This is a genomic window from Devosia sp. 67-54 (genome assembly GCF_001899075.1).
GTDB lineage: Bacteria > Pseudomonadota > Alphaproteobacteria > Rhizobiales > Devosiaceae > Devosia_A.
This window is the reverse complement of record NZ_MKVA01000011.1, coordinates 666,572-678,306: the sequence shown is the minus strand read 5'-3', so window position 1 is coordinate 678,306 and position 11,735 is coordinate 666,572. Positions and strand designations below refer to the sequence as shown.

Sequence of the window (11,735 nt, the reverse complement as noted above, 5' to 3'; positions counted from 1 at the left end):
AGTCAGGCGGCGCGGATCTTGCGGTCCTGCCAGTTGGCGAGGAAGCGCTCGAGGCTGTTGGGGCTAAGTGGCCTCGCGAAGGCGTAGCCCTGCAGCACGTCGGCCTGCAGGTCGGTGACGATGCGGGCGTGCTCGTCGGTTTCCACCCCTTCGGCGACAACGCCGATGCCGAGCGAATGGCCGATGTCGACGATCGAGGCGATGAGCTGGCGCTGGCTTTCGGACTCGACCACCGGCATCACCAATTGCCGGTCGATCTTGAGGCGCCGCGGCCGGAGCTTGAGCAGGCTGACGATGGAGGCGTAGCCGGTGCCGAAATCGTCGATCTCGATGTCGATGCCGAGCTCGCGGATCTGGTCGATGTTGAAGGCGACGATGTCGTCGCTCTCGTCGAGATAGATGGATTCGACCAGCTCGAAGCTGATGCTGCCGGGCGCGATGTCGAGCTTCCTGAGGCTTTTGATCAGATTCTCGTCGCGCAGGCGGCGGGCCGAGACGTTGACCGAGGCGCGCGGCACGACGATGCCCTGGGCGCGCCACACGTCCATCCAGGCGAGGGTCTGCTCGAGGATCATGCGGTCGATGGTGGCGACGACGTTGAGGTCCTCGGCGATGGGCATGAACAGATCGGGTGGCACGACGCCGCGCGTCGGGTGCTCCCAGCGGGCCAGCGCCTCGACGCCGCTCACCTCGTGCGTGCGGGCGTCGAATTGCGGCTGGTACCAGGCGATGAACTGGCCCTGCTCGATGCCGCTGAGGATGTCGTCGGCCATCTGCTTGGTCGAGACGATCTCGGCCTGCAGCGCTGCGGTGAAGAATTCGTAGCGGTTGCGGCCGCGGCCCTTGGCGCGATAGAGCGCGATGTCGGCGTCGATCAGCAGGCGCTTGTCGTCGACCTTGCCGGCGCGCTGATAGGCGATGCCGACCGAGACGCCGCAGCGGCATTCGTGGCCCATATAGGGCATCGGGTGGCGCATCCGGTCGATGATGCGCGAGGCGAGCCGGGTCAGATCGCGGCGGCCGTTGCGCAGCGCGCTCACCACGACAAACTCGTCGCCACCGATGCGCGCCACGAAGTCCCCGTCATGCACGTTCTCGCGCAACACATTGGCGGCGTGCACCAGCATGGCGTCGCCCGCCGCATGCCCCAGCGTGTCGTTGATCTGCTTGAAGCGGTCGAGGTCGATGTGCAGCAGCGCGATGCCGGACTCGTCGCCGGTGGCGGCGGCGCGCTCGCTGAGGAAGCGGTCGAGATAGCGGCGGTTGGGCAGGCCGGTGAGCGCGTCGTGCAGCGAGGTGTGCTCGATGCGCGCGGTGGCCTCGACCAGCTCGGCGTTGCGGGCTTCGGCCTCGGCCTTGGCGCGCTCGAGCGCCTGCTTGTTGGCGACGTCGTCGGTCACGTCCCAGTTGCAGCCGACGACGCGGGTGGAGCCGTCCTGCTCGCGGTAGCAGGCGCCGATGGCGCGGATGACGCGCTCGGCGCCGTCGGAAAGGCGCAGGCGGAACTCGGAGACGTAGCGGCCGCGCAGACGCACCGCCTCGTCGAATTCGCGGGCGGCGCGCGGCCGGTCGTCGGGATGCAGGGCGTCGCGCCAATGGCCGTAATTGCGCGGCTGGCCGTCGCGGGGCTGACCGTAGAGGTCGTTCATGCGGTCGTCCCAGACCAGATGGTCGGTATCGATGTTGTAGTCCCAGACGCCGACCTGCGAGGTGTCGAGCGCCAGCCCGAGGCGGCGCGACAGCACGTCGAGCTGGTGCTCGCGCTGGCGCAGGATGCCGATGTTGCGGGCCCGCTCGTTGATCAGATGGCGGCCGACAAACAGCGGGATGAGGACCAGCGCCACAGCGAGCGCCAGGCCGAACCGGAAGACCAGCGGGCTCGGCAGGGCCGCCGCCCAGCCGGCGGCGGGACGGCCGAGGATCTGCCACGAGCCGGTGGGCAGCGCGATGTCGGCGACGACCGGGTTGTCGTCGAGAACCGCCGCGTCGCCGTAGAACACGCTGCCGGCGGCGCCGGTGCCGTCGGGGCCGCGCAGGGCGATGTCGAGCCCGGGCTCGGCATCGAACAGCCCGCTATAGGCGTAGAGCAGGTCGGCATCGACCACGGCCGAGACGATGCCCCAGAACCGCTCGACGCCATCGGCGCCGTCGGTGAAGACCGGGAAGCGGCCGACGAAGCCGGTGCCGCCCTGCACCAGCTTGACCGGACCGGCGAGGATGAGCTCGCGCCGGTCGCGGGCGCGAAGGATGGCGGTGCGCTGGTCGTCGAGCCTGTTGTAGTCGACGCCGAGCAGCGCCTCGTTGCCCTTGACGGGATAGAGCAGCGAGATTTTGAGGTCGGGCGCGCCGGCGATGTCGCGCAACTGCGAATTGTCGTCGAACAGCTCGGCGGCGAGCGCGGTGAAGCGCTGCTGCGTCATGTCGGGCTCGGTGGCGATGGTGCCGACGAGGCCGCGCACCAGCTGCATGTTGCCGGTGATGTTGCCTTCGAGGCGGGCGCGCAGCACGCTGACCTGGCGGCTGACCAGGGCCCGCACCTGCTGCTCCTGCAGGGCGCGGTTCTGCATGTCGGCAAACACCGCCGAGCCGATCACCACGACCAGCGCGACGCTGCCAATCAGATTGGTGGGCCGAAAAACGGCCGCGAGTGCCTTGCGGACACTGCCCAAAACCATGCTGCCCCAGCCCCCGCGGGGGTTCCCCGGCTGACCATCGCGGCAGTGTTCATGGCGGCGCCTTAAGTTTGGCTTAGCGGGACGGCGGCGGGGCCGGAGGGCGCCCGATTGCCGGTTCCCATGGTTGACCCGGGGTTAAGCGAAATATTTCGCCCGAGCGATGAAACCACCGGCGGCCGGGCGCGTTGATGTGCTGTCCCCGAACGATTGTTGACCCTGAAGCGCCGCTCCGTCTCCTCCCCCGAGACCGAGCGGCGCGACTTTTGTGCCGGCGTTTGTGCATTGGCGGCGCGGATTGGGTTGTTTTCGGCGCGGTGGGGCGGGTAGCATCGGCAAGACCCCTCGTCTTTGCGTCAAAACGAGCCGAAATGCCGAGCAAACTCCCCGATTTCGACCAGTGGATCGACGCCATGGCCCCGGTGGTGAAGCTCGAGATCGCCGCCGAGCAGCGCGCCGGGGTGAAAGCCCACCTCAAGACGGCAAGCAAGCTGGCCGCGCTGCTGGAAAAGGCGCCGCTCAAGGACGAGACGGACAGCGCGCCGGTCTATCGCGCATGAACTCGACCACGGGCGCCGCCGAAATCGCCAGGGCCGTCGGCAACGGGGACACCACCGCGCGGGCGGTGGTGATCGCGGCGCTGGCGCGGATCGAGGCCAATAACGGCCGGGTCAACGCCTTCACCGACGTGACCTCGGCGCGGGCGATGGCGCGGGCCGAAGCGGTGGATGCCGAGGTGCGGGCGGGCAAGGCGCTGCCGCTCGCCGGCGTGCCGTTCGCGGTGAAGAATTTGTTCGACCTCAAGGGCGTGACGACGCGCGCCGGCAGCAGGATCAACCGCGACAATGCCCCCGCCTTCGCCGACGCCGTGCTGGTCGGCCGGCTGGAAGCGGCGGGCGCGGTGTGCGTCGGGGCGCTCAACATGGACGAGTACGCCTCGGGCTTTACCGGCGAGAACGCGCATGACGGGGCGGTGCACAACCCGCACGGGCTCGACCATATGACGGGCGGCTCGTCGGCCGGTCCGGCGGCGGCGGTGGCGGCCGGCATGGTGCCGCTGAGCCTCGGCTCGGACACCAATGGCTCGATCCGGGTGCCGGCGTCGCTGTGCGGGGTGTTCGGGCTGAAGCCGACCTTCGGGCGGCTGAGCCGCAGCGGCACGTTTCCGTTCGTCGCCGATTTCGACCATGTGGGACCGCTGGCGCGCTCGGTCGAGGATCTGGCGCTGAGCTACGACGTGCTGCAGGGCTTCGACGGCGACGATCCGGCGCTGGTGCGGCGGCCGCTGGAGGCGGTGGCGGGACGGCTGGCGCGCGGCGCGGCGGGATTGCGGCTGGCCATCGCCGACGGCTCGCTCGGCGGCGAGGGCGAGGTGCGCGAGATGATGGAGACCGTCGCGAGGCGGCTCGAGATCGGCCGGCGGATCGGCCTGCCCGAGGTGCAGGCGGCGCGGGCGGCGGCATATCTGATCAGCATGAGCCAGGGCGCGGCGCTGCACGCCACCCGGCTGCGGACGCGGGTGGCCGATTTCGACCCCGAGGTGCGCGACCGGCTGCTGGCGGGGGCGCTGCTGCCGGCCGGCTGGGTGGAGCGGGCGCAGAAATTCCGCCGCTGGTTCCGCGACCAGATGCTGGAACTGTTCAACGGCGTCGATGCGATCCTGGTGCCGTCGACGCCGATGCGGGCGCCGAAGCTGGGGCAGAAGACGGCGCTGTTCGGCGGGGTGGAGATGCCGATCCGGCCCAATCTGGGGCTGTTCACGCAGCCGTTCTCGTTCGTCGGCCTGCCGGTGGTGGCGGCGCCGATCGCGATCGACGGCCACGCTCTGCCGCTGGGGCTGCAGATCGTCGCCGCCCCCTGGCGCGAGGACACCGCGCTGCGGATCGCGCGGCAGCTCGAAACGCTGGGGCTGGCCAAGGCGCCGGTGGCGCGCGGCTTCGCCGAGGAGGGGTAGGCGGCCGGGCGTGGATGCCTCCTTGGGCCCGGTGGGTGCGGCCCCCACCCCCGGCCCCTCCCCGCAAGGGGGAGGGGGGCGATGGAGCCGCGGGATTTGGGGTTCTGGTTCGACGGCCGGCCCGCGGGATTTGGGGTTCTGGTTCGACGGCCGGCCCGCGGGATTTTGGCGGGCGGTCTCCCGGAGCCGTTCGGCGGCTTGACCGGCGGGGCGGCTTGCATACTAGTGTGCATTACCTCCCAGACAGTGGTTTTGCGATGCTCGACGACGACCGATTGTTCCCAGCCGACCCCAGCACGCGGGAGATCGCCAGGCGGCTGTTCGCCGGCATCCGCACGCTGCCGCTGATCAGCCCGCACGGGCACACCGAGCCGCGCTGGTATGCCGAGAACCTGCCGTTTCCCGATCCGGCGCAATTGCTGGTGGTGCCCGACCATTACGTGACGCGCATGCTGGTGAGCCAGGGGGCGACGCTGGAGTCGCTGGGGGTGCCGCGGCGCGACGGCGGTGCGGTGGAGGCCGACGGGCGGACGATCTGGCGGATTTTCGCCGAGCACTATTACCTGTTCCGCGGTACGCCGACGCGGAGCTGGCTCGACACCACGTTCGAGGCGCTGTTCGGCATCGACGAGCCGCTGACGCCGCAAAGCGCCGACCGCCTCTACGACACGATCGCGGCGGCGCTGACGACGCCGGAGTATCGCCCGCGGGCGCTGTTCGAGCGCTTCAACCTCGAGGTGATCGCGACCACCGACAGCGCCGTGGACGAGCTCGGCTGGCACAGGACGATCCGCGAGTCGGGCTGGGCCGGCCGCGTGGTGCCGACCTATCGGCCCGACACGGTGGTGGACCCCGATAAAGCGACGTTCCACACCGATCTCGACCGGCTCGGCGCGCTCACCGGCTGCGACACCGGCACGTGGCGCGGCTATCTCGAGGCGCATGTGAAGCGCCGCGCCTTCTTCAAGAGCATGGGGGCGACGGCGAGCGATCACGGCCACCCGAGCGCGCTGACCGCCGACCTGCCGCAAAGCGAGGCGGCGGCGCTGTTCGATGCGGTGCGCACCGGCAAGGCCGATGCCGGGCAGAAGGAGCTGTTCCGGGCGCAGATGCTGACCGAGATGGCGCGAATGAGCGTCGACGACGGGCTGGTGCTGCAGATCCATCCGGGCGCCTGGCGCAACCATTCGCCGGCAACGTTCGCGGCGTTCGGCGCCGACAAGGGCTTCGACATCCCCAGGCGCACCGACTACGTGGCGGCGCTGAAGCCGCTGCTCGACCGCTTCGGCATGGAAAAGCAGCTCCGCATCATCCTCTTCACGCTGGACGAATCGAGCTATGCGCGCGAGCTGGCGCCGCTGGCCGGCGTCTATCCGGCGCTCAGGCTCGGGCCGCCCTGGTGGTTCTTCGACAGCCCCGAGGGCATGCTGCGCTTCCGCGAGCTGGCGACGGAAACGGCGGGGTTCTACAACACCGTCGGCTTCAACGACGACACGCGGGCCTTCCCCTCGATCCCGGCGCGGCACGACGTAGCGCGGCGCATCGACTGCGCCTACCTGGCGCGGCTGGTGGCCGAGCACAGGCTGCGCGAGGACGAGGCGCACGAGGTGGCGCGCGACCTCGCCTACCGGCTGCCCAAGGAGGCGTATCGGCTGTGAGACTTTGCAACGCAACGCTGCGGCAGGTCGCGGCGGGGGTCGCGGTTCCGGCCTATGACCGCCGGGCGGTGACGCCGGGGATCGTGCATCTCGGCATCGGCGCCTTCCACCGGGCGCACCAGGCGGTGGTGATCGACGACGTGCTGCGGCAGGCGCCGGACTGGGGCATCGTCGGGGCGAGCCTCAGGCGACCGGACACGAAGGAGGCGCTGGCGCCGCAGGACGGGCTCTATACGCTCTTGATCAAGGACGGGGAACAGCGGTCGCCGCGGCTGATCGGCTCGGTGCTGGGCGTGCTCGACGCGCCGCACGAGAAGGAGGCGCTGCTGAGCCGCATGGCCGACCCGGCGACGCGATTGGTGTCGCTGACGGTGACCGAGAAGGGCTATTGCTACAATGCCGCGACCGGCGGGCTGGACGCGGCGCATCCCGACATCGTCGCCGATCTCGCCAATCCGCAGCAGCCGGCGACGGCGGCGGGGATCGTGACCGAGGCGCTGCGGCGACGGATGGTGGCGGGGCTGGCGCCGTTCACGGTGCTGAGCTGCGACAACCTTCCGCACAACGGCCAGGTGGCCGGGCGGGTGTTCACCGAATTCGCCGAAGCGGTGGACGCGGGGCTCGGGCGCTGGGTGCGCGAGAATGTGGCGTTCCCCGGAACCATGATCGACCGCATCGTGCCGGCGACGACCGATGCCGACCGCGCCGAGGTCAAGGCGCTGATCGGGCTCGATGATGCCTGGCCGGTGATGGGCGAGCCGTTCCTGCAATGGGTGGTGGAGGACAGATTCGTGGCCGGCACGCGGCCGCCGCTCGAGCTGGGCGGGGCCGAGTGGACGGGCGACGTGGCGCCGTATGAGCGCATGAAGCTGAGGATGCTCAACGGCACGCATTCATCGATGGCGTATCTGGGCTATTTGTGCGGCTACGACTTCATCGCCGAGGTGATCGCCAATCCCGACTTCCGGCGCTTCGTGGGCAACGAGCTGACGGAGGAGATCGCGCCGACGCTGGGCATGCCCGCGGCGCAGACCGACGCCTATGCCGGCAAGCTGCTGGAGCGCTATTCCAACACGGCGATGAAGCACCGCACCTACCAGATCGCCATGGACGGCAGCCAGAAGCTGCCGCAGCGGCTGCTGGGAACCATCGCCGACCGGCTCAGGGCCGGCGCGCCGTTCGAGCGGCTGGCGCTGGCGGTGGCGGCGTGGATGATCTACGCGCGCGGCGTGGATTTGTCGGGCAAGCCGATCGCGGTGCAGGACCCGATGGCGAAAGAGTTCGCGGCGATCGACCCCGCGCGGCTGGTCGCGGGGTATCTCGCGATCGAGCGGGTGTTTCCGCGCGAGCTCGCGGCGCATGCCGGGCTGCGGCAGGCGCTGGAGGAGAAGGTGGCGCTGTTGCGCGAGGTTGGCGCGGCCGAGGCGGTGCGGCGGACGACGTAACACGCGGTGCACTCGGCCCCCACCCCCGGCCCCTCCCCGCAAGGGGGAGGGGGGCGATGGAGCCGCGATCACGGTGGTGCAGTCAGGCTTCCCTCCCCCTCGCAGAGGATCGCCGGCTGGAGATCCTGCGACGGCCCCTCACCCGCCTTGCTGCGCAAGGCACCCTCTCCCCGGAGGGGAGAGGGGAGGTGGTGCCGACTGCAGGTTTTGGAGCGCTATTTCAGATCGCAGGCGACACGGAGGCCGAGGGTGGGGGAGGACCAGGGGCGGGCGTTGTCGGTGCGCGGCGCGGTGCCGCCGGCGGCGATGGCGGGGAGCGCCTCGGCGCGGGTGGCGTAGGAGCCGCCCATGACGCGGCCGGGCGTGCACCGGCCGGACTGCCGCAGCGCCGTGAGATCGCAGGCCGGGGCGGACGGATCGGCGCCATCGGCGACCCATTCCCAGAGATTGCCCAGCATGTCGTAGAGGCCGGAGGCGTTGGCCGGCGCGGAAGCGACGCGCAGCGCAGCGGTGCCGTCGTCGCCGGCGCCGCAGCCCCAGCAGACGGGCTGGCCGTCGGCGACGGCGCTGGCCCAGGCGACGGGGCCGGCGGTGGAATAGAGGGCGGCGGCGGTCCATTCGGCGGCGGTGGGCAGGCGGTAGTCGTCGCAGGGCGCATCGGCGGCGGCCTTGCTGCCGAGCCAGGTGACGTATTCGAGCGCGTCGAGCCAGGTGACGTTGCCGGCGGGGCGGTCGCCGCGGCCGAAGCCGTCGTCGCTGAGATAACGGTGGCAGCCCATTTCGCGATAGCAGGCATCCCACTGCGCGTAGGTGATCTCGGTCGAGGCCAGCGCCAGCTTCGGCGCGGCGGGCTGGGTGACCATGGTCGGGCAATCGACGCAGGCGAGGAACTGGCCGGCGCCCAGCCGCGCCGTCTTCTGCCTGAGCAGCGCCTGCTGCGCGCTGAGGCCGGCCTCGGCGGCGGGCTTCGGACCGGCGGGGCTGAGGAAGATGAAATCGCCCTGCAGCGCGTAGTCGATCTTGTCGCCGGCCGGCAGATCGGGGCGCGGCTCGACCGGCGGCACGAGCTTGGGCAGCACGGCGAACACCGGATCGTTGGCGTGGCCGGCGAGGCGGGTGGCGCGGGCGACGCGGCCGCGCACGAATTGCGCGATCTCGGTGCCCAGGATCAGCCCGTCGCCATCGGTGTCGGCGGCGCCGCCGAGCGCATCGACGACGGCGGCGGCGAACGGGTTGTCGACATCGGGCACGGTCTGGCTGGCGTTGCCGGCGGTGAGCACCAGGCGGGCATTGTGGGCGAGGAGGTCGCGCGTCCAGGCCGCGGTCTCCGGGCTCAGCGCCAGCACCGGCTTGGACGCCAGCATGGTGTCGTTGGCGCGGGTCGGCTCGGGCAGCATGGCGCCCGAAAAGCACGAATCGAAGAACAGGAACACGTGCTGGGCGGCGATGGAGGTGAGCGCGGCGCTGAGCTCGTGCACCGAATAGCCGTTGGGCAGCGTGCCGTTGCTGGGCACGCCGGCGTCGGAGGCGACGAGGAAGCCGTCGGCGTCGGGGCGCGACGGATCGGAATAGCCGTGCGTTGCGACATAGACCACGAGCCGGTCCTCGGCGCGCCGGCCGTAGGTCGAAAAGAAGCGCTCGATCGCCGCCTTGAGCGTGGCGTGGTCCATGCGGCCGCTGTGGCTTTCGGGGACGATGGTGAAGCCCTGCGCGGTGAGCGCGGCGCCCACCTTCTCGATCTCGGGGCCGACGCCGCTCAGATCGTGCCAGCCGGCATTGTCGAACTCGGAGATGCCGATGAGCAGCGCGTAGGAATGGCTGGGGCCGAGCTGCTGCACGATCTGCTGGCGCACGGCGGCGCGCGCGGCGTCGGCGGCGACCGGGGTGATGGCGGCGGCGGAGCCGGCGGCGAGCAGCGCCGCGGCGAGCACCAGGGCAGCCAGAAGATCACGCAGACGCACCGATCGCTCCCTTGTCGTTGGCGGCCTCGGACGCGCGCGCGGCGAGCGCAGCGGCAGCGGGGCCGGAGGCCACATGGATGCGCCAGGCGCGCCGCAGCACCGCGGCGAGACCCGGCACGGCATAGTCGGCGCCGGCGCCCAGCACCGCCTCGATGGCGATGCCGTCGGCCAGCAGCGCGGCCGCCATCTCCACCATGGCGGCCGTGTCGAGCGGTAGGACGGCGACCGGCACCTGATCCTTGGGCGTGGCGCGCAGATGGGCGGCGAGGGTTGCGAGGGCGGCGGGCGCGAGCGGCCGCGGAACGGCCACGCGGCGTTCGCGGCGCAGCGCCTCGCCGGCGAGCTGGGCGAGGCGCGGCAGGCTCGCCACCTCGTCGCGGTCCTTCTGCTTCACCGGCTCGCCGAGCCGGTCGTAGGGCTGCATGTCGGGATGGAGCTGGGCGCGATCGTCGCGCTTCGGACCATAGCGCCAGCCGCCCAGCGCCTTCGATGCCCACCAGCGGGCGTGGGCGATGCGGGCGAGCCGCTCGGTTTCGTCCGGCGTCGGCGCCACGCCGCCGGCGCCGGGCGCGGCGAGCATGAAGATGCTGGCGAGCTTGAAATCCATCTGGTCGGCGACGTTGCGGTTGTCGTCGCGGAACGGCTCGGGCAGGTGCGCCCAGTCGGCCTCGGCCGGGGCGCTGCCGAATTTGTCGCCGCGGGCCTCGCGCTGGGCGCGCAGGAATTCGGCATGCACGGCGACGGCACGCGCATCCATCAGCCGGGCCAGGGCGCGGGCCTCGGCGAGATCGGGGGCCACGGCGACGCGGATCATGCCGGTTGCGCCGAGCGGCCGGTCGGAAGCGCCGTAGGCGATGATCGGCGGCACCGGCTGGTGCAGCGCCAGCAGCACGCTCTCCCATTCGAGGGCGATGGCCTCGGCTTCCTCCGGCGTGGCGCCGAGGCAGTGGATGGCGAGCAGCGGCGGCGCGTCGAGCACGAGGCCGGTGATGGCGCGGTCGAGGCTGCCGGCCGAGGCGGCGATGGCGGTGGTGACCTGCACCTCGGCAGCTTCGCTCGACTGCAGGCGGTCGAGGGCGCCGGCGGCGAAATCGGCCATGCCGGTGCGCAGGATCGAGACCAGCGGCCGGTCGGTATCGAGCCCGAACCCCTGGCGCACCACTTCGAGCGTCGCCGCCTGCAAGCCCTCGCCGGTGCCGCAGAGCGCGATGTGGGGACGCGGCGCGCCGTCGAGCGTGTAGCGGCCGGACATGGCGGCGGCCATGCCGCGGCGGGTCTGCAGCGCGGTGCGCGAGACGATGGCGAGATCGCGCCCCTGCCGCTCGGCGCGCTGGCGCAGGCGGTGCGACGACAGCGCCCGCACCGAGGCCTGCTCCAGGCGCAGCAGGATTTCGGCGCGGCCCGGCCGGTCGAGCGCGGATTCGGCCAAAGCGACATTGGCGAGATCGTTGTGGGTGACGGCGGCGACCAGCCGCGCCGCCGGCGCGCCGAAGCGGGCGAGCTGGCGCGGCACGGCGCGGGCGGCGAGCGGCGCCGCTTCGGCGAAGGGATGGCGGCGGGCGAAGTCGGCCAGCGCGGTACGGTCGGGCGCGAGATAGACGGAGGCGGCGCGGTGGGCGTGGGCAAGGCCGGCCACGTCGTCGGCGGCGCCGGCGAGCAGCAGATGGCCGCCGCGGGCGCGGAACCAGGCGCGGCGCAGCTCGCGGCCGACCAGTTCCCACAGCACCATCAGCGCCAGAGCGACGAGCAGGATGCCGGCGATGCGGGCGCCGATCCACAAAGCGGCGCTGCCCGCCGGATCGGCGGTGAAGCAAGCGGCGGTGCCGAAGCGGGTCACGAGGCCGAACGCGGCGCCCAGTTGCTGCCGCCAGGTCCACAGCTCGTCGCCCGGCAGCGGCGGCGGCGCGCAGGCGACGAGGCCCCAGAGCGCAAGGCCGAGGCCGAGCAGCGCCAGCAGCACCAGCACGGCGATGTAGAGCGCGAGGCGGCGAGCGTTCACTGAATTTCCCCAATCCCGCAACAGCATGCCATGGTGCGCGCGCGGT

The 11,735-nt window shown here is 71.5% G+C and carries 7 protein-coding genes; 4 read left to right on the top strand and 3 right to left on the bottom strand.

Annotation, left to right across the window (positions count from 1 at the left end):
* Positions 1–2 precede the first annotated feature (2 nt).
* Positions 3–2,675, bottom strand: coding sequence for an EAL domain-containing protein (locus BGO82_RS20135; protein ID WP_291307408.1), 2,673 nt, complete (start codon positions 2,673–2,675; stop codon positions 3–5).
* 368 nt (positions 2,676–3,043) lie between these two features.
* Here BGO82_RS20135 and BGO82_RS20130 point away from each other — a divergent pair, with 368 nt between their 5' ends.
* From BGO82_RS20130 to BGO82_RS20115, 4 genes are all read left to right on the top strand, one after another.
* Positions 3,044–3,232: a DUF4089 domain-containing protein gene (locus BGO82_RS20130; protein WP_291307407.1), complete on the top strand. Its 189-nt coding sequence runs from the start codon at positions 3,044–3,046 to the stop codon at positions 3,230–3,232.
* A complete protein-coding gene (locus BGO82_RS20125) occupies positions 3,229–4,626 on the top strand; it encodes an AtzE family amidohydrolase (RefSeq protein WP_291307406.1) in 1,398 nt (465 codons plus the stop codon). The genes BGO82_RS20130 and BGO82_RS20125 overlap by 4 nt, the downstream gene beginning before the upstream one ends.
* Positions 4,627–4,883: 257 nt before the next feature.
* Complete coding sequence (gene uxaC, locus BGO82_RS20120; RefSeq protein ID WP_291307405.1) at positions 4,884–6,284, top strand: glucuronate isomerase; 1,401 nt, start codon at positions 4,884–4,886, stop codon at positions 6,282–6,284.
* The gene (locus BGO82_RS20115) at positions 6,281–7,729 is read left to right on the top strand and encodes a mannitol dehydrogenase family protein (protein WP_291307404.1); all 1,449 of its coding nucleotides are present in this window, start codon (positions 6,281–6,283) and stop codon (positions 7,727–7,729) included. Before uxaC ends, BGO82_RS20115 begins: the two co-directional genes overlap by 4 nt.
* A 215-nt stretch (positions 7,730–7,944) precedes the next feature.
* On the opposite strand, the gene BGO82_RS20110 is transcribed toward BGO82_RS20115, so the two are convergent.
* Positions 7,945–9,690 carry a formylglycine-generating enzyme family protein gene (locus tag BGO82_RS20110; RefSeq protein WP_291307403.1) on the bottom strand — a complete coding sequence of 582 codons (1,746 nt, stop codon included), beginning with the start codon at positions 9,688–9,690 and terminating at the stop codon, positions 7,945–7,947.
* A complete protein-coding gene (locus BGO82_RS20105) occupies positions 9,677–11,689 on the bottom strand; it encodes a RyR domain-containing protein (protein ID WP_291307402.1) in 2,013 nt (670 codons plus the stop codon). The genes BGO82_RS20110 and BGO82_RS20105 overlap by 14 nt, the downstream gene beginning before the upstream one ends.
* Positions 11,690–11,735: the final 46 nt, after the last annotated feature.

What these genes read in the sequence shown, in the direction of transcription:
- BGO82_RS20125 (WP_291307406.1), top strand. Translation starts at nt 3,229, where the DNA reads ATGAACTCGACCACGGGCGCCGCCGAAATCGCCAGGGCCGTCGGCAAC.
- BGO82_RS20135 (WP_291307408.1), bottom strand. Translation starts at nt 2,675, where the DNA reads ATGGTTTTGGGCAGTGTCCGCAAGGCACTCGCGGCCGTTTTTCGGCCC.
- uxaC (WP_291307405.1), top strand. Translation starts at nt 4,884, where the DNA reads ATGCTCGACGACGACCGATTGTTCCCAGCCGACCCCAGCACGCGGGAG.
- BGO82_RS20130 (WP_291307407.1), top strand. Translation starts at nt 3,044, where the DNA reads ATGCCGAGCAAACTCCCCGATTTCGACCAGTGGATCGACGCCATGGCC.